This window comes from Actinomadura sp. NEAU-AAG7, from assembly GCF_018603865.1.
In the GTDB taxonomy this organism is placed as follows: domain Bacteria; phylum Actinomycetota; class Actinomycetes; order Streptosporangiales; family Streptosporangiaceae; genus Spirillospora; species Spirillospora litoris.
In genome coordinates this window covers 234,162-251,110 of record NZ_JAHFZY010000002.1, presented here as the reverse complement: position 1 = coordinate 251,110, position 16,949 = coordinate 234,162, and the positions used below count along the sequence as shown (strand labels likewise).

The following is a 16,949-nucleotide window of genomic DNA, read 5'->3' as shown; positions in this document are numbered from 1 at the left end:
TCGATACCATCCGGCGCATGCGCTCGCGACGAACCACCCTGGCCGTACCCAGCAGCAACCCCCGATTCATCGAGAAGGCACGCGACCTCCCTGCGGACGAGGTCCTCCTCGATCTGGAGGACGCGGTGGCGGCGTCCGCCAAGGAGGGGGCCCGCGCCCAGGTCGTCGCGGCGCTCAACGAGGGCGGCTGGGGCGGCAAGGTCCGCGTGGTGCGGATCAACGACCTGGAGACGCCCTGGGCGTACCGGGACGTGATCGAGGTCGTCGAGGGCGCGGGCGCCGAGCTGGACGCCATCATGCTGCCGAAGGCGAGCGACGCGTCCCACGTCCAGTGGCTCGACCGGCTGCTCACCCAGATCGAGCGGGCGATGGGCTACGAGGTCGGCCGGATCGGCATCGAGGCGCAGATCGAGGACGCGCGCGCCATGGTCGGGATCGACGCGATCGCCGCGGCCTCGCCCCGGCTGGAGTCGCTGGTGCTCGGCCCCGGCGACCTGATGGCCTCGATCAACATGAAGACGCTGGTGGTCGGGGAGCAGCCCCCCGGCTACACCGAGGGCGACGCCTACCACTACATCTTCATGCGGATCCTGATGGCGGCCCGCGCGCACGACCTCCAGGCCATCGACGGGCCGTACTTCAACATCCGGGACGTGGACGCCTTCACCCGCGTCGCCGAGCGCGCCGCCGCCCTCGGCTTCGACGGGAAGTGGGTGCTGCACCCGTCCCAGATCGAGGCCGGGAACGCGGTGTTCTCCCCGTCCCAGGACGACTACGACCACGCCGAGCTGATCCTGGACGCCTACGAGCACGCCACCAAGGTCGAGGGACGCGGCGCCGCCACCCTCGGCGACGAGATGATCGACGAGGCGTCCCGGAAGATGGCGCTGGTCATCGCGGCGAAGGGGCGCGCGGCCGGGCTGCCCCGCACCAAGCGCTTCGAGCCGCCCGCCGACTGACGCGGGCCGCCACCTGCTGACACGGGCCTGAGCACGGGCTCGGTCACGGACGGGGACGGCGCGCGGGCACGTACGATTCGTCCCACACACCGTGGAGGGGGACTACACGTGGCGGAATCCGGGGACGCGCACGGCTGGGCCCCGCTCGACCCGGAACCGACGGGCGAGCGGCCCCTGCCACCCGCCACGTCCCCCGCGCCGCCTCCGCCCCAAGCACCGCCGCCCCAGGGGTGGCCGCAGCCCGGCCAGTACCAGGGCCAGTACGGCCACCCCGGATACCCGCAGCCCGGGTATCCACAGCCTGGATACCCGCAGCCCGGATACGCCTATCCCGGCTACGGGGCGGCTCCGGCGCCGAAGCCGCCCTGGGCGGTGGACCCGCCGCCCGGCACCCCCTTCCACCGGATGGCGCGGACGGCGGCGCATCGCTGGTGGCGGCCGCTGGCCGGCACGCTCGGCATCCTCGGGCTCGGCTTCGGCCTGGCCATCGGCCTGATGATCATCGGCATGATCGTCCGGCTGGCGGCGACCGGCGACGCCATGGACGACTCCGCGTCCGACTCGATCTTCGGGGACGCGACCGCGGACCTCGCGTTCGACCTGGGCATGCTCGCGGTGTTCCTGCCGGTGGGTTTCCTCGCGGCGTGGGTGGTGCAGCGGCGGCGGCCGGGCACGCTGTCCTCGGTCGCCGGCCGGCTGCGCTGGCGCTGGCTGCTCGCCTGCTGCGGCCTGGCCGCGCTGTTCTGCGTGGTGTCCTACGGGTCGTCGATGATCGCGAGCACGCTGGTGGGCGACGACTCGGGCTCCGACGAGCACTGGGTCGGCTGGGGGGACTTCCTCGCGCCCGCGATCGTGATCATCCTGCTGGTGCCGTTCCAGTCGGCGGCCGAGGAGTACGTCTTCCGGGGCTGGCTGCTCCAGGCCGTCGGCGCCTGCACGCTGGAGACCCTGCGCGGACGCGTCGGGCGGGCGTGCAGCGCCGTCCTGCGCACCCCCTGGCCGGGGATCGTCGTCGGGTCGGCCCTGTTCACCGCCGGGCACGGCTACACCGGCTGGGGCGTCCTCGACATCTTCTTCTTCGGCGCGCTCGCGGCCTGGCTCGCGGTGCGCACGGGCGGGCTGGAGTCGGGCATCGCGCTGCACGTCTTCAACAACCTGATGGCGTTCCTCTTTCCGGCGGCGGTCGGGAAGCTCGACATCGAGCAGGGGGGCGTGCGCTGGGAGTACGTCCTGGCCGACATCGTCCCGATGGTCCTGTACGCGCTGGCCGTGGTGTGGCTGGCGCGGCGCATGCGGATCCAGACGCTCACCGCCGAGACCCGGGAGGAGCCCGGCCCGGACGCGCCGCCCGCGCCCGCGCGGGTCGGCGGCTCGCCGGGCCCGGAGTTCGCCGCCTAGCCCGTCCGCGCCGAAGCGGCGCGTTGCCGGTTCGTGCGGCCCGCTTTGTCGCCCCTTTCCCGGACGGGTACCCGGCGGAACTTGACGGAACGGGGGAGAGCCGCGCAGGGTGGGTAACCGTGAGGGCGGAGCCCACATGTCCGCGGTGCGCGGGCCCACTGCACGCGCCGGGCCTCTGGTCGAGCGACTGGAGCTGCGGCGCGGACGGCGCGGTGCTGCCCAGGCAGCCGTCCAAACGTCCGGGCCCCGACGGGCTCGCCGCCGTCGTCCGCGACGCGCGGGTCCCCGTCTGGACGCCCTGGCCTCTTCCGCTGGGATGGCTCGTCACCGGGTTCACCACCGTGGGGGACGAGCGCAGCGGCGCGCGGGCCGTCGCCCTCGCCGTGTCGGGTCCCGGGCTGCTCAGCGGCCCGGCCGACATGGTCGTGATCGCCGAGGAGCCGGGCATCGGGCTCGGCGCCCACTACGCGGGGCTGGAGGGCGGCGACCCCGGCGAGGGGTTCGACGCCGACCCCCCGCATGTGAAACTCGACGTCAGCGGCCCGACGGCCACCTCGGGGCGGGTGGTCCCCATGTGGGCGGTCGGGGACCTGCCCGACCGCGCCGTCTTCGTCGGCGAGGCGATGGGCGACTGGCTGTGGGTCGTCCTGTGGCCGGCCGAGGCGGGCGTCCTGCTGGTGGAGCGCCAGCACCTCCTCGACCTCCGCGAGCCGGGCATGGAGATCGACCTCCCCTACGGCGCCCACACCCCCCGCCTGGACGAATAGCCCCCCTCGCCCGTCCCGGGCGAGTACAAAGGGGCGCATGCGCATCGATCTCCACAGCCACAGCGACGTGTCCGACGGCACCCGCCCGCCCGCCGAGGTCGTCCGGCGGGCGCGCGCGAAGGGGCTGGACGTCCTCGCGCTGACCGACCACGACACCACCGGCGGCTGGGACGAGGCCGCCGCCGCCCTGCCGGACGGTCTCGCCCTCGTTCCCGGCGTGGAGCTGTCCTGCCAGGAGGGCGGGCGCAGCCTGCACATGCTCGGCTACCTGTTCGACCCGGCCGAGCCGGAACTGGCCGCCGAACTCGCCCGCATCCGTGATGACCGAGTGGTCAGGGCCAAGGCGATGGTCGCCCGCCTCCAGGAGCTCGGCGTGGACGTCACCTGGGAGCAGGTCCGCGCCCTCGCCCGCGGCGAGGCGGTCGGGCGCCCCCACATCGCCCGCGCCATGCTCGACGCGGGCGCGATCAAGACCGCCGACGAGGCGTTCGGCCCCCGCTGGATCGCCCAGGGCGGCCGCGCCTACGCCGAGCGGTACGCGCTCGACCCCGAGCGCGCGATCCGGCTCGTCGGCGCGGCGGGCGGCGCCTGCGTCCTCGCCCACCCCCGCGCGGGACGCGGCGGCTACGTCTTCGCCGACGCGGTGATCGAGCGGCTGGCCGCCGCCGGGCTGCGCGGCGTCGAGGTCGACCACCCCGACCAGGCCCCCGAGGACCGCGCCCACCTGCGGGAGGTCGCGGCGTCCCTCGGGCTCGCCGCCACCGGCTCCAGCGACGACCACGGCGCGCCGACCGGCGACCGGCTCGGCGCCGAGACGACCGCGCCGGGGGAGTACGAAAAGCTGATCTCCGTGGGGCCCGACCGGGTCCGCCAGTCGCGGTAGGGTGCGTGCGTGGACGCACGCATCGAACAGGTGGTGACGTCGGGCAAACTGACCCTGGACGACACCGAGTACGACGTCGAAAGCAACACCTACCTCGTCGGCGACGATGACGAGGTCATCGTCATCGACCCCGCCTTCGACGCCGAGGCCATCCTCAAGGAGGTCGGCGAGCGCGAGGTCATGGCGGTCCTGCTGACCGACGGCAACGAGCACCGCCTCGAAGTGGTGCTGGAGGTCGCCGCCGCGGGCGAGGAGGACGAGGAGAACTGGGCCCCGATCGCCCTGCACCGCGCCGACCGGCTGCTGTGGCGCGACTACTTCGGCCGCCTCGCCAAGGCCGAGGAGGACGAGGACGACGCCAAGGCGCTGCGGGCCCTCGAACCCGACATCTGGCTGGAGGACGGCGGCGTCTTCGAGATCGGCGACGCCCAGCTGGAGATCGTGCACACCCCCGGTCACACGCCGGGCAGCGTCAGCGTGATGAGCGAGCAGCTCGGCGTGCTGTTCGCGGGCGACACCCTGCACCGCGGCCGTCCGGGCTCGGTCGGCGGCGTGTACGACGACCTGCGCAAGCAGCTCAACTCCATCGGCGCCCTGCTGACCCCGCTCCCCAAGGACCTGCGCGTCCTGCCCGGCCAGGGCGAGGAGACCACGGTCGGCGAGGAGGACTCCCGCTGGGAGACCTGGGGCGCGCTGGCGCAGGAGAACGACGACTGACGGTCCGCCCGCGAGGCGGCGGACGGGCCGCGACGAGACCGTCTCCGAACCGATCTTGAGGGAAGTCGAGCGTGGGGGCCGAGCAGCTGGGTTTCGAGGGCATGCCCCGGCGCCTGTACTCCTGCACGCCGTCCCGGCTGAACACCTGGCTGGACTGCCCGCGCCGCTACCGGATGGCCTACCTCGACCGCCCGATGCCGCCGAAGGGCCCGCCGTGGGCGCACAACAGCCTCGGCTCCAGCGTCCACAACGCCCTGGCGGCCTGGTGGCGGCTCCCCGAGCACCAGCGGACCCCCGAGGCCGCCGGCACCCTGCTCGCGCGCGGCTGGCTGACCGAGGGGTTCCGGGACGAGGAGCAGTCCGCCTACTGGCGTGAGCGCGCCCGCGAGATGACCGAGCGCTACACCGCGACCCTCGACCCGGCCGACGAGCCGCTCGGCGTCGAGCGCACGGTCGCGACCCGCACCGACCGCATCGCCGTGTCGGGCCGCATCGACCGGCTGGACGCGCGCGGCGCCGAACTCGTCGTCGTCGACTACAAGACCGGGCGCCACGTCCTCACCTCCGACGACGCGCGCGGCTCGCTCGCCCTCGCCGTCTACGCGGTCGCCGCGGCGCGGGTGCTGCGCCGCCCCTGCCGCCGGGTCGAGCTGCACCACCTCCCCTCCGGCGAGGTCGCGGTCTGGGAGCACACCGACGAGTCGCTCCAGCGCCACATCCGCCGCGCCGAGCAGATCGCCGCGGAGGCCGCGGCCGCCGACGAGGCGTACCGGGCGCGCGTCCCCGAGCCCCGCCGGGGCGAGGCCCTCCCGGTCGACCACGCGCCGCACGACGAGCTGTTCCCGCCGCGTCCGGGCACGCTGTGCTCCTGGTGCGACTTCGCCCGCCACTGCCCGGAGGGCCGGGAGGCCGCGCCCCGGAAGGAGCCCTGGGCCGCCGTGGACGCGGCGGCCCGCGGCGACTGACCCGCCGGGCCTCGGCGACCTCGGCGGACCTCAGCGGATCCCGGCCAGAACGGCGCGCAGCCGGATCGCGAACGGCTCGGGATCCTCGGCGAAGCCGGTGTGGCCGCCGGGGAACGCCACGGGCTCGACGTCCAGCGCCTCCGCCAGCGCCCTGGACGTCCGGTCGCACAGCTGCCCCGCCGAGGCCTCGCCGATGCCGACCACGACCTCGGTGCCGCGCAGCGCGGCCACGTCGGGCCGCCAGTGCACGGTCTCGCGCAGCTCGTGCCCGAACCAGCGCAGCTCGTCGGCGACCGCCTGCGGGTCCCGCTCCCCGCCGAACATCTGCTCCAGCGCCCCCTCGGGCAGTCGGATGCCCGCGGTGGCCATGAACAGCCGCCAGGCGCCGATCACGTCCCCCGCCAGGTAGCGGGCGATCATCTCCTCCGTCGCCCGGTGCAGCTCGTCCCGGTCGTCGAGCAGCCCGTCCAGCGGCGGCTCGTGCGCGATGGTCAGGCGGACCTGCTCGGGACGCGTCTGCGCGAGCGCCAGCGCGGTGCAGGCGCCGCCGCTGGACCCGAGGACGATGGCGGGCCCGGCGTCCAGTTCGGCGATCAGCCGGGAGAGGTCGGCGGCCCGCAGCGGCGGCGTCGAGTCCTGCTCCGGGTCGTCCACCGGGCTGCGGCCGATGCCGCGCGGGTCCGTGGTCAGGACGGTGTGGTCGGTGGCGAGCAGGTCGGCCAGCGCCGCGAAGCCGGCGGCCGCCATGGGCGCGCCGACGAGCGCCACGAGCGGCCCCTGCCCCCGCACCTCGTAGTGCAGGCGCGCGCCGTCCACGCGGAGGGTCTGGACGGTGGTCGCGGACGAGTCGAGCGTCATCTCGGGTTCCTCCCGGTCAATGGGTGTTCGACCAGGTGGACCAGCGGCCCCGCCGAAAATCATCGGCGGGGCCGGCCCGGGTTCCCCGGTGCCGCGCGCCGGAGGGCGGCTACCCGGCGAGGACGAGCCGCCGGGCGAGCCTGGCGATGGGCTCGACCGTCCCGGCGTCGTAGTTGCTGAGGACGACGACCACCCACCCGCTGCCGGGGAAGAACTCAAGGGACGTGGACGCGCCGAGCATGCTGCCGCCGCCGTGCCCGTGCACCCACTGCCCCTGCGTCAGCGCCGTGACCGGCCCGTATCCCGCGAACACGCTGGAGGAGGACGGCGCCGCGCCGCGCGGCGGGTTCGGCTGGGGCGGCCGGGGGAGCTTCGGGCCCAGCATCAGCTCGGTGTGGGCGGCGTCCAGGAGGACGCCGTCCAGCAGGGCGTGCGCGAAGCGCTCCATGTCGGCGCAGGTCGCGAAGGAGTCACCGGCCGGGAGCCCGACGAAGAGCTGGTCCTCAAGGTTGTCGGTGCGCTCGGAACCACCCGGCTTCTTGGCGTAGGGATGCGCCATGCGCGAGTCGGCGCGCCATTCGGGCTTGGTGAAGAACGCGCTGTCGCGCATGCCCGCCGCCCGGAAGACGTGCTCGGCCATGTAGTCGTAGAACGGCCGGCCCGACGCCGCCGCGACGATCGCCCCGAGCAGGCAGAAGGCGGCGTTGCTGTACCGGTCCCCGGCCCCGGGCGGGAAGGTGGGCCTGGTCCGCCGGACGAATTCGACGGCGCCCTCCAGCACCTCTTCGGTGCTGTTCCACTTCCTGGACTCCTCGGGGAATCCGGGGATCTGGAAGACGTCGCCGAGACCGGAGGAGTGCGTGAGCAGGTGGTGCACGGTCACCGCGTCGGCGATCTCGGCCGGGAAGCCGTCGAGGTGCGCGCCGACCGTGTCGTGGTAGTTCAGTGCGCCCCGCTGCGCGAGCCGGTGGATCGCGGTCGCGGTGAACAGCTTGCTCACCGAGGCGAGCGCGAAGCGCGTGCCCGGCCCGTTGCGGACCCCGGCCCGCCTGTCGGCCATCCCGTGGGAGCGGCTCAGCACCGTCCGCCTCCGGTGGGTCAGCAGCAGCGATCCCGAGAACTGGTCCTTCGCCGCCATGCCGGCGACGAACCGGTCCAGCTCGCCTCCGGGGCGCAGGCCCTTCGGGACCTGTTCCGCCGGCTCGCCCGCCGCGCTCGCCGGGGCCGCCGCACCGGTGAACGGCAGGGCCGCGCTCCCGGCGGCGACGGCACCGCCCAGAACCCGGAGCGCGCCCCGCCGGGACGGCCCGTCCGGCCGTGTTGCTGAGATGTCGTGATCCATGGGACGGCATGCAACGGCACCCGCCGTTTCCCCACCGTTTCGCGCCCCTCCGGCGGCCCGCCGCGCGGGGTCAGGAGCCGCGGTGGTTGCGCTCGGCCTCGGCCCAGAAGGCCAGGAGCGCGCCGGCGGTCGTCTCGGGCGCCTCGACGGCGGGGGAGTGGGCGGCGCTCGGGATCACGACCCGCGCGGCGCCCAGCCGCTCGGCCATGGCGGCCTGGGCGCGGGGGTCCCAGACGTCGTCGTCCTCCCCGTACAGGACGAGCGTGCGCAGGCCGGAGTCCTCGGCGTGCTTGGCGAGCTCGTCGACCCGGTCGGGCGCGGTGAGGATCTCGTGGGCCATCCTGACCAGGCCCGTCTCGGAGTTGCCGAGCGTGCGGGCCTTGAGGAACGCGAGGACCTCGGGGGCGACGCCGCGGCGCAGGTACTCCGGCTCCAGGCTGATCGTCCAGATGGCCGGCATGCCGAGGTCGGGGAGCGCGTCGCGCAGCGCGCGGGCCTTGGCGGCGGCCTGCCCGGTGACCCCGGCGGGCCCGGAGCTCATCAGCGTGGACGAGGCGGGCCTGACCTCCTCCGACAGGATCGCCTCGCGCACCACCAGGCCGCCGAAGGAGTGCCCGACCAGGTGGACGGGGTCGGGCCCGAGGGTGGCGGCGATGGCGGCGACGTCGCCGCCGAGCGCGGCACGGGCGTAGGCGGAGGGGTCCTCCGGCCCGTCCGACTCGTACTGGCCGCGCAGGTCGATCGCCAGCACGCGGCGGCCGGACGCGGCGAGCGTCTGCAGGACGGCGAGGAAGTCCTCCTTGCTGCCGGTGTAGCCGGGCACCAGGAGGGCGGGGTACCGCTCGGTCACACCCGACCCCGGGAGGGCCTCCAGGGCGGCGAAGGCGCCGCGGGAGGTCTCGACGGTCGTCCGGTTAACACCGGGGGGCAGGGTCAGGAACCGGGGCGTGCTCACAGAGGGCCACCATACTAAATGGGCGTGCGCCGGCCGGGCCCGCGAAAACGCGGTGGTAACGTCGCGACGGTGGAGCGCAAGCCGGCCGTTTCGGCCCACCGGCGCGACGAGGCGGGCCTGACCGGGCTCAAGGACGCGGTGGAGTCCGGCGCCGAGTACGTCGAGATCGACATCCGCAGGACGGGCGACGGCAGGCTCGTCGTCCACCACGACGCGCGCCTGGCGGGGCTGCCGCTGAACCGGCTCCCCTACGCGCGGATCGAGGAGCTCGCGGCGCGGCCCGTGCCGCTCGTCGCCGACGCCATGCAGATCATCGCCGGACGCGCCCGGGGGCATCTCGACCTCAAGGAACGCGGCTGCGAGCACGAGGTGGTCGAGCTGGCGCTGGAGGCGTTCGGGCCGGGGGGATTCGTCGTCACGACGCGGGAGGTCGCCTCGCTCGCGGAGATCAAGTCGCGCTTCCCCGGCGTCCCGACCGCGCTGTCGGTGGGGCGGGGGCTGCTGGAGCGGGGCGCCGCGCGCGACTTCGCGCCGCTGCGGCTCGTCCGCCGGGCGGGCGCCGACATGGTGGCGCTCAACCACCGGTTCGCGCGTGTCGGGGTGCTCGCGCAGTGCGCGCGGGCGGGCGTCCCCGCCATGATCTGGACGGTGAACGCCGTGCCGCTGATGCGCCGCTTCCTGCGCGACCCGCGGGTGGCCGTGCTGATCACCGACCACCCCGGGACCGCTCTGACGCTGAGGGACGCGCAACCGCGAGACTGAGCGGAAGTCTCGCGGCCGCGATGATCAGGCGCTCTGGGACGCCTCGTCCGTGCTCGCCTTGCCGGCGCCGTTGCCGACCCCGGAGGCGGGCTTGCCGGCGCGGGTGCGGCGGCGGCTCCGGCTGCGCTTGCGCTCGGTGGCCACCGCGTCGACGACGTTGTCGCCCGGCTCGGCCGTGCCCGGCTCGGCGGCGACCGGCTGGGACGTCGCGGACCGGCCCTGCACGGACCGGGCCTTGGCCTGCTGGCCCTCCACCGGCTGGCCCGCACGGGTGCGGGCGCGCTTGCGGCGGCGCGGACGGGGACGTTCCCGGTCGCGGTCACGGTCGCGGTCGCGTCCGCCGGACTGGCTGCGGGTCTTGCCGGTCTCGCCGATGTCCTCCAGCTCCTCGGCGTCCAGGCCGGCGCGCTCGTGGCGGTGCTCCTTGGGGAGCTTGCCCTTGGTGCCGGCGGGGATCGAGAGGGACTCGAAGAAGTGCGGCGAGGTGGAGTAGGTCTCCTCCGGCGCCGCGAACGGCAGGTCGAGCGTGCCGTTGATCAGCTTCCAGCGGGTGAGGTCGGCCCAGTCGACCAGCGTGACGGCGACGCCCTCCTTGCCCGCGCGGCCGGTCCGGCCGATGCGGTGCACGTAGGTCTCGGCGCTGTCGGGGCACTCGAAGTTGACGACGTGGGTGACGTCGTCGACGTCGAGCCCGCGGGCCGCCACGTCGGTGGCCACCAGGACGTCGATCTTGCCGTTGCGGAACGCGCGGAGCGCGCGCTCGCGCTGGCTCTGGCCGAGGTCGCCGTGCACGGCGGCGGCGTCGAAGCCCCGCTGCGCGAGGTCGGCGGCCACCCGGTCGCAGGCCCGCTTGGTCTGGCAGAAGACCATGGTCAGGCCGCGGCCCTCCGCCTGTAGCAGCCGGGCCACCATCTCCGGCTTGTCCATCTGGTGGGCCTGGAAGACGTGCTGGACGACCTGCGGCGTCGCGTCGGACTCGGCGTGCGACTCGGCGCGGACGTTGGTGGGCCGGGTCAGGTAGCGGCGCGACAGCGAGACGATCTCGCCCGGCATCGTCGCCGAGAACAGCATCGTCTGCCGCTGCGCCGGGATCCGGTCGATGATCCGCTCGATGTCGGGCAGGAACCCGAGGTCGAGCATGCGGTCGGCCTCGTCCAGCACCAGCACGCCGACCTGCGAGAGGTCCAGGTGCTTCTGCTTGACCAGGTCGAGCAGGCGGCCCGGGGTGCCGACGACGACGTCGACGCCCTCGCGCAGCGCGCTGATCTGCGGCTCGTAGGCCCGGCCCCCGTATACCGACAGGACGCGGGTGCCGAGCTTGCCGCCGGCGACCAGGAGGTCGTCGGTGACCTGGAGGGCCAGCTCGCGGGTCGGCGCGACGACGAGCGCCTGCGGCTTGCGGCCGCCGTGCTCGATGCGCTGCAGCAGCGCGGCGCCGAACGCGAGTGTCTTGCCGGTGCCCGTGCGGGCCTGGCCGATGATGTCGTGGCCGCCCAGCGCGATCGGCAGGGCGAGCTCCTGGATGGGGAACGCTTCGACGATGCCCTCGGCTTGCAGGGCGTCGGCTATCTCGGGGACGACCCCGAGTTCACGAAAGGTAGTCAGGGCTTTCAGCCTCCAATATGCGGGATCCTCGCTCCCGGGTGCGGCGCGGCCGTCGGCGGGGGTCTCGCCGTCCTGGCGTGCCCGCCGTCCTCGTGGCCGCGCGCTCGCGCGGAAGGGACCAGCCGTCAATCAAATGTCTCGGCGACCGCAGTCAGGGGTTGAAAGCAGTCACTCACTGTGGCTGCGTGCGGTCACACTCCGCCACGCAGTGTACCGACCGTCAGTTGCATACACCAATAGCCGATCACAGGTCCCAACGTTCGCCCGGTTTCTTGTATTCCATCAGGGCGGATTCGTCCCGTGGAGAGCGTGGGCGGGACCGGTCCCGGACGGCCACTTCCGGACATGGGGAAGCCCCGCTCGCGAGGAGCGGGGCTTCCGCCGGGGCCGCCGGCGGAGAGGCCGGAGGTCTCGATGGGCGGGCCTGGACGGCCCGCCCGGGGGTGGGTCAGAAGATGCCGCGCTTCGCCCGGCCGCCGTGCCAGCCGCGGCCGCGCCCGCGGCCGCTCCCGCGCCGCCCGTTCGTCGAGGTGAGCGCCGCCACGCCGAGCGCGGCGATCACGACGGCGAAGACGATCGCGATGAGCGTGCCGGCGCCGAGCGCGTTCGCGATCACCCCGCCGAGGATGGCGCCGACGACGCCGACGAGGACGGTCGCCAGGATGCCGATCGGGTTGCGCCCCGGGACCAGCAGCCGGGCCAGGGCTCCGATGACGGCACCGACGACGATGAACCAGAGGATCGTCGTGAGCATGTCGATCATCCATTCCGTTTCCGTGGGGCCGGTGGCCCGTGGTCGGAGATCGATATGCCCGTCCTGTCCGGTTCAAACAAAGCGATGGTCAGGTGACCGTCAAGCCGGAGCCCCTGGCGCGGCGTTTTGGCAGGTCAGGTGTACTGTGTGCCGAAGCCGACGTTGCGCTGCTCGTCCTCGGTGATCTCCAGGTAGCCGACCTGGGCGGCGGGGATGACGATCCGTCCGGCCCGGCGGTCCTGCAGGACGAAGACCCCGCGCTCGGCGGCCAGCGCGTCGGCCAGCGCATGCTGGACGTCGTCGGCCGACTGCGCGGTGTCGACCACGAGTTCCCTGGGCACGTTCCGCACGCCGATGCGTACCTGCACTCGATGCTCCCGTCCGTCCCGTCCCGCCGACCACCGGCGGACACGCCTTCGATGGTGGCACGCGGACCGCCGGACGCGCCGCCGCGCCGCTTCGCCCCGAGTGAAACCGGACGGGAACACACCCCGCCGCGAACGAGTCGCGACCGGCCGGTCGGCGGTCTGCGGGCGGCGGTCTGCGGGGTCAGCCGGTGCGGGGGAAGCCGGAGATCCCGCGCCAGGCCAGCCGGGCGATGATCTTCTCGGCGGTGTCCTTGGGGATCGCCCGGTGCTGGGACAGCCAGTAGCGGGCGCTGACCTCGGCCATGCCGACCAGGCCCATGCCGAGCAGGTGCGCCTCGTCGCTCGGGGCGTCGGTGTCCTCGGCGATGACCTGGGCGATCATCTCGGCGCACTGCTGGTTGGCGCGGTCGACGCGGGCGCGGACGGGCGCCACGTTGCGCAGGTCGGACTCGAAGACGAGCCGGTACGCCTCGCCGTCGCCAGCCACGAAGTCGTAGAACGCCTGCATGCACGCCTGGACGCGCAGCTTGTTGTCGGTGGTGGACTCCAGCGCCTCGCGGACGATCTTCACCAGCGCCTCGGCGTGCTCGTCGAGCAGCGCCAGGTACAGCTCAAGCTTGCCCGGGAAGTGCTGGTAGAGCACGGGCTTGCTGACGCCCGCGCGCTCGGCGATCTCGTCCATCGCGGCGGCGTGGTAGCCCTGCGCGACGAACACCTCCTGCGCGGCGCCGAGCAGTTGCCTGCGGCGCGCCAGCCGCGGCAGCCGCGTGCCGCGGGGGCGGGCATCCGGGGTCGCGGTCACCACAGTCTCCGATCACCGATTCGCGGCGGGACGATCGCCCGGCGCGTTATATACGATCTCTTCATCCTACGTGCGGGTAACCTCATGCGACACCAACGGTCCCGGGAGAGGCTCCTTCACGCAGGTCAGTGTATTTCCGACGGAGCGCCCGCAGGGACGAACGCGGGAACGCGGCCGGGCGCCCCCGGCGGCCCTCCCGGCCCCGGTCCGGCGCCGTCGCCGGGTCGGTGTCGGGTTGGGTGTCGGGTCAGCGGTAGTCGTCCTCGTCCAGGCTGATCTCGCGGCGCTGGTCGGCGGCGTCGGCCTCGTCGGCGTCGAAGGGCAGCTGCGCCGTCCACTCGCGGGGCTGCTCCTCCTCGCCAGGGGCGAGGTCGGCGCGCTGCTCGGCGGTGTCGGCCTCGGGCGCCTCGTCGGGCACGGGCTGTTCACGGTCGTCGGTCTGGCTCATCACACGTCCTGCCTTCGTACGCGGGTGGGTGGCGGCGTTCCTCCTCGACGCATGCGTCACAGGCGTCCGGCCAGGTCGCGCAGCGGCGGCTCCAGCGACTCGCCGTACGTCGGGAACGCGTGCACGACGTCGGTGAGCAGGCTCAGCGGTGTCTCCGCGCGGATGGCCAGCGCGATCTCGCTCATCCACTCCTCAGCGTAGAGCCCGGCCGCGGCGGCGCCGATCAGCAGTCCCCGTGAGCGGTCGGCGTACAGTTCGACACGGCCGCGGTCGTCGGTGTCCACCGCCGCCCGCGCCGTCGCCGCGAGGTCGTACCCGGAGGCGACCAGGTCTATGCCGAGTTCGCCCGCCCGCGCCGGGGAGAGCCCCACGGCGTAGACGGTCGGCGTGGTGTGCACGACCCGGGGGATCGCCCGGTAGTCGGCCTCCCGGCGCCGCCCGAGCAGGTTGGAGAGCACCACGCGGGCCTGGTAGCGGGCGGCGTGGGTGGTGCGGGCGACGCCGGTGACGTCCCCGGCGGCCCAGACCCGCCCCGCCTCGGACGGGACGGCGCACGTCGCCTCCACCGGGACGCCCCGCCCCGGAACGATCTCAACGCCGAGGGACTCCAGCCCGAGGCCCGCCACGCGCGGGCGGCGCCCGGCGGCGACGAGGACGCGGTCGGCGTCCAGCGTCCCGCCGTCCGACAGCCACAGCCGCACGCCCGACTCCTTCCGCTCGACCTGCCCGAGCGCGACGCCGAGCCGCAGGTCGACGCCCATCCGGCGCAGCGCGTCGGCCAGCGCCTCCCCGGCGAAGGGCGCCTCGGCGTCCAGCAGCCGCCCGGCCGCCTCGACCACGCTCACCTGCGAGCCGAACGCCGCGTACACCTGCGCCATCTCGCAGCCGACGGGCCCGCCGCCGAGCACGACGAGCCGGCGCGGCAGGTCGGGCACCGACAGCGCCTCGTCGCTGGTCCAGACGGGCACGTCGGCGAGGCCGTCCACCGGGGGCAGGACGGGTTCGCTGCCGGTGCAGACGACGAGGTCGCCGTAGGCGTGCTCGACGCCGCCGACCTCGACGGCGCCGGGGCGCACGACGCGCCCGCGGCCGCGCAGGACCGTGACGCCGTCCCGCGCGAGGCGGGCGACCGCGCGGTCGTCGTGGCGGTGGGCGGCCAGCTCGTCGCGGCGGGCGACGGCCAGCTCCCAGGTCTCGCCGCGCCGCGCCGACAGCAGCAGCGAGGTGGACGGCACGCACGCCAGATACGGCGACAGCCCCCCGACCAGGTGGTCCTCGACGAGTGCGACGTCGCGGCCGGCGCGGGCGAGACCCGCCGCGACCAGCTCCCCGGCCGTCCCCCCGCCGAGCACGACGGCCCCGTGTTCGTTCTTCGACAACTGTTCATCCTCCAGCACCCGCAGGATGTCCCCGTGGTTCCCCATGGTGGCGGATCCCGGTGCCGGAGCGTGCCGGTTCGGACACAAACGGCGTCAGGGCAGCGGCTGCCGGTCGCTCAGCAGCGGCTGGAGGAGGTCGCCGTGCTCGTCGACGCGCGCCAGCGCGTCGGCGGGGGAGAAGCGCAGGTCGGCGGCGTCGTCGCAGGCGCCGAGCTCGTCCCAGGTCACGGGCGTGGACACCGCGGGCTCGTCGGCGGCGCGCAGCGAGTAGGGCGCGACGGTGGTCTTGGCGGGGTTGTTCTGGCTCCAGTCGACGAAGATCTTCCCCTTGCGGAGCCGCTTGTCCATCTTCGCCACCACGAGCCCGGGATGCTCCTCCGCGAGCCGCCGCGCCGCCGCCCTGGCGTAGTCGGACGTCCGCGCCGACTCCTTGATCGGGACGTAGAGGTGCAGGCCCTTCTTGCCGCTGGTCTTGGGGTAGGAGTCCAGGCCGTCCTCGGCGAGCAGGTCGCGCAGCAGGTGGGCCACCTCGCACGCCTCCACGACCGTGGCGGGCGGCCCCGGGTCGAGGTCGAACACGACCAGGTCCGCGTCGTGGACGGCGCCGCGCGGCCCCACCTTCCACTGCGGCACGTGCAGCTCCAGCGCGGCGAGGTTGGCGCACCACACGAGCGTGGGCAGGTCGTCGACGACGACGAAGTCGAGGGTGTCGCGGCCCGTGGAGCTGCCGGGGGTCGGGATCGTCGCCGTCCGCACCCAGTCGGGCGTGTGGGACGGGGCGTTCTTCTCGAAGAACCTGTCCGCGCGCACCCCGTCCGGCCAGCGGATGCGGGTCGCGGCGCGGTCCTTCAGGTGCGGCAGCATGACCGGTGCGACGCGCGCGTAGTAGTCGATCACCTCGCCCTTGGTGAACTCGGGGTAGAGCTCCTTGTCCAGGTTGGACAGCTTCAGCCGCCGCCCCTCGACCTCCACGTGCTCACTGCTCAAGGCTGACCTCCAGGGGGTCCTTGTCGTCGCGCAGCCCGCGCCAGGACGGGTGCCGCAGCCGCCCGTCCCTGGTGCGCGAGCCGTAGGCGACCTCCCCGACGAGGCGGGGCTCAACCCACTGGGCGTCGCGGGTGAACTCGCGCGGCACGGCCTCGTCGTAGGGGCTCCCGGCGCGGCGCAGCGGCCACAGCGTGCCGTACAGCTCGTCCAGCGCCCGATCGGTGAAGCCGGTGCCGACATGCCCGACGAAGCACAGCCGGCCCTTCCCGTCGTACTCGCCGAGCAGCAGCGAGCCGACCCCGCCCTCGCGCCGCCCCTTGCCGGGCTTCCAGCCGCAGACGACGACCTCGCGGGTCATGAAGTTCTTGACCTTGCGCCAGAAGTCGACGCGGCGGCCGGGCCGGTAGGGGGAGTCGAGCCGCTTGGCGAGCACCCCCTCCAAGTGCTGCTCCACGGTGAAGTCGAGCAGCTCCTTGACCTGGCCGGTGTCGCCGCCGTGCAGGTACGGGGGGACCTCCACGGGGCCGGTGCCGGCGAGGTCCAGCTCGGCGAGCAGCGCGCGGCGCTCGGCGTAGGGGACGTCGTACAGCCCGCGGCCGTCCACGCGCAGCAGGTCGAACGCCACGTACCGGACGGGGACCTCGCGGATCAGCCGCGGGTCGGGGCGCCCCACGTGCATGCGGCGCTGGAGGCGCTCGAAGCTCGGGCGCCCCTCCTCGAAGGCGACGACCTCGCCGTCCAGGACCACGTCCCGGTCGGGGAGGAGGTCGGCCAGGCCGGACAGCTCGGGGTAGCGTCCGGCCACGTCGCCGCCGCGCCGCCCGCAGGCGCGGACTCCGGCGGCGGAGACGTGGGCCAGCACGCGGACGCCGTCCCATTTGAGCTCCAGGCCCCAGCGGTCGCCGTCGCCCGGGAGGTCCCCGGTGACGGCCATCATCGGTTCGACGGGCCAAGGCGTGGTCATACCCGCGTCCTACCCGTTGCCCGCGCCGGAGAAAAG

18 protein-coding genes are annotated in these 16,949 nt (G+C 74.2%); 7 read left to right on the top strand and 11 right to left on the bottom strand.

What is annotated here, in order from left to right; translation table 11 throughout:
* Nucleotides 1-17 precede the first annotated feature (17 nt).
* The 6 genes from KLI87_RS10500 (at nt 18) to KLI87_RS10475 (ending at nt 5,689) form a co-directional block, all read left to right on the top strand.
* Complete coding sequence (locus KLI87_RS10500; RefSeq protein WP_156218926.1) at nt 18-959, top strand: CoA ester lyase; 942 nt, start codon at nt 18-20, stop codon at nt 957-959.
* A 108-nt stretch (nt 960-1,067) separates the two neighbouring features.
* Nucleotides 1,068-2,357, top strand: coding sequence for a CPBP family intramembrane glutamic endopeptidase (locus KLI87_RS41460; protein ID WP_214616812.1), 1,290 nt, complete (start codon nt 1,068-1,070; stop codon nt 2,355-2,357).
* Between the two features lie 119 nt (nt 2,358-2,476).
* The gene (locus KLI87_RS10490; protein ID WP_214616811.1) at nt 2,477-3,124 is read left to right on the top strand and encodes a DUF6758 family protein; all 648 of its coding nucleotides are present in this window, start codon (nt 2,477-2,479) and stop codon (nt 3,122-3,124) included.
* A 37-nt stretch (nt 3,125-3,161) separates the two neighbouring features.
* Nucleotides 3,162-4,007 carry a PHP domain-containing protein gene (locus tag KLI87_RS10485; RefSeq protein ID WP_214616810.1) on the top strand — a complete coding sequence of 282 codons (846 nt, stop codon included), beginning with the start codon at nt 3,162-3,164 and terminating at the stop codon, nt 4,005-4,007.
* A gap of 9 nt (nt 4,008-4,016) precedes the next feature.
* The gene (locus KLI87_RS10480; protein WP_214616809.1) at nt 4,017-4,724 is read left to right on the top strand and encodes an MBL fold metallo-hydrolase; all 708 of its coding nucleotides are present in this window, start codon (nt 4,017-4,019) and stop codon (nt 4,722-4,724) included.
* Between the two features lie 71 nt (nt 4,725-4,795).
* A complete protein-coding gene (locus KLI87_RS10475) occupies nt 4,796-5,689 on the top strand; it encodes a PD-(D/E)XK nuclease family protein (protein ID WP_308165941.1) in 894 nt (297 codons plus the stop codon).
* Between the two features lie 30 nt (nt 5,690-5,719).
* Here the strand turns inward: KLI87_RS10475 and KLI87_RS10470 are convergent, their stop codons facing one another.
* The 3 genes from KLI87_RS10470 to KLI87_RS10460 form a co-directional block, all read right to left on the bottom strand.
* Complete coding sequence (locus KLI87_RS10470) at nt 5,720-6,547, bottom strand: alpha/beta fold hydrolase (RefSeq protein WP_156218923.1); 828 nt, start codon at nt 6,545-6,547, stop codon at nt 5,720-5,722.
* A 109-nt stretch (nt 6,548-6,656) separates the two neighbouring features.
* Nucleotides 6,657-7,889: a serine hydrolase gene (locus tag KLI87_RS10465; RefSeq protein ID WP_214616808.1), complete on the bottom strand. Its 1,233-nt coding sequence runs from the start codon at nt 7,887-7,889 to the stop codon at nt 6,657-6,659.
* Between the two features lie 70 nt (nt 7,890-7,959).
* On the bottom strand, nt 7,960-8,844 hold the full coding sequence (locus KLI87_RS10460) for an alpha/beta fold hydrolase (protein WP_214616807.1): 885 nt from the start codon (nt 8,842-8,844) through the stop codon (nt 7,960-7,962).
* Between the two features lie 69 nt (nt 8,845-8,913).
* On the opposite strand from KLI87_RS10460, the gene KLI87_RS10455 reads away from it, so the two are divergent.
* Nucleotides 8,914-9,606 (top strand): glycerophosphodiester phosphodiesterase, encoded by a 693-nt coding sequence (locus KLI87_RS10455; protein WP_214616806.1) that lies wholly within the window; start codon nt 8,914-8,916, stop codon nt 9,604-9,606.
* A gap of 24 nt (nt 9,607-9,630) precedes the next feature.
* On the opposite strand, the gene KLI87_RS10450 is transcribed toward KLI87_RS10455, so the two are convergent.
* The 8 genes from KLI87_RS10450 to ligD (KLI87_RS10415) all read right to left on the bottom strand — a co-directional run bounded on the left by KLI87_RS10450 (nt 9,631) and on the right by ligD (KLI87_RS10415) (nt 16,913).
* A complete protein-coding gene (locus KLI87_RS10450) occupies nt 9,631-11,175 on the bottom strand; it encodes a DEAD/DEAH box helicase (protein WP_308166007.1) in 1,545 nt (514 codons plus the stop codon).
* A 484-nt stretch (nt 11,176-11,659) separates the two neighbouring features.
* Nucleotides 11,660-11,965, bottom strand: coding sequence for a GlsB/YeaQ/YmgE family stress response membrane protein (locus tag KLI87_RS10445; protein WP_156218920.1), 306 nt, complete (start codon nt 11,963-11,965; stop codon nt 11,660-11,662).
* 134 nt (nt 11,966-12,099) lie between these two features.
* On the bottom strand, nt 12,100-12,333 hold the full coding sequence (locus tag KLI87_RS10440; RefSeq protein WP_214616805.1) for a DUF3107 domain-containing protein: 234 nt from the start codon (nt 12,331-12,333) through the stop codon (nt 12,100-12,102).
* 181 nt (nt 12,334-12,514) lie between these two features.
* Nucleotides 12,515-13,135 carry a TetR/AcrR family transcriptional regulator gene (locus KLI87_RS10435; RefSeq protein WP_214616804.1) on the bottom strand — a complete coding sequence of 207 codons (621 nt, stop codon included), beginning with the start codon at nt 13,133-13,135 and terminating at the stop codon, nt 12,515-12,517.
* Between the two features lie 247 nt (nt 13,136-13,382).
* Nucleotides 13,383-13,583 (bottom strand): hypothetical protein, encoded by a 201-nt coding sequence (locus KLI87_RS10430; RefSeq protein ID WP_156218919.1) that lies wholly within the window; start codon nt 13,581-13,583, stop codon nt 13,383-13,385.
* Nucleotides 13,584-13,639: 56 nt separating this feature from the next.
* Nucleotides 13,640-15,007: an NAD(P)/FAD-dependent oxidoreductase gene (locus tag KLI87_RS10425; RefSeq protein WP_156218918.1), complete on the bottom strand. Its 1,368-nt coding sequence runs from the start codon at nt 15,005-15,007 to the stop codon at nt 13,640-13,642.
* A 48-nt stretch (nt 15,008-15,055) separates the two neighbouring features.
* Nucleotides 15,056-15,949: a non-homologous end-joining DNA ligase gene (ligD, locus tag KLI87_RS10420; protein WP_156218917.1), complete on the bottom strand. Its 894-nt coding sequence runs from the start codon at nt 15,947-15,949 to the stop codon at nt 15,056-15,058.
* Nucleotides 15,939-16,913: a non-homologous end-joining DNA ligase gene (gene ligD / locus KLI87_RS10415; protein WP_214616803.1), complete on the bottom strand. Its 975-nt coding sequence runs from the start codon at nt 16,911-16,913 to the stop codon at nt 15,939-15,941. The genes ligD (KLI87_RS10420) and ligD (KLI87_RS10415) overlap by 11 nt, the downstream gene beginning before the upstream one ends.
* Nucleotides 16,914-16,949 lie beyond the last annotated feature (36 nt).

Excerpts from the sequence above, each read along its gene's own strand:
- KLI87_RS10500 (WP_156218926.1), top strand. The coding sequence starts at position 18 with ATGCGCTCGCGACGAACCACCCTGGCCGTACCCAGCAGCAACCCCCGA.
- KLI87_RS10485 (WP_214616810.1), top strand. The coding sequence starts at position 3,162 with ATGCGCATCGATCTCCACAGCCACAGCGACGTGTCCGACGGCACCCGC.
- KLI87_RS10470 (WP_156218923.1), bottom strand. The coding sequence starts at position 6,547 with ATGACGCTCGACTCGTCCGCGACCACCGTCCAGACCCTCCGCGTGGAC.
- KLI87_RS10465 (WP_214616808.1), bottom strand. The coding sequence starts at position 7,889 with ATGGATCACGACATCTCAGCAACACGGCCGGACGGGCCGTCCCGGCGG.
- KLI87_RS10445 (WP_156218920.1), bottom strand. The coding sequence starts at position 11,965 with ATGCTCACGACGATCCTCTGGTTCATCGTCGTCGGTGCCGTCATCGGA.
- KLI87_RS10430 (WP_156218919.1), bottom strand. The coding sequence starts at position 13,583 with ATGAGCCAGACCGACGACCGTGAACAGCCCGTGCCCGACGAGGCGCCC.
- KLI87_RS10425 (WP_156218918.1), bottom strand. The coding sequence starts at position 15,007 with ATGGGGAACCACGGGGACATCCTGCGGGTGCTGGAGGATGAACAGTTG.
- ligD (WP_214616803.1), bottom strand. The coding sequence starts at position 16,913 with ATGACCACGCCTTGGCCCGTCGAACCGATGATGGCCGTCACCGGGGAC.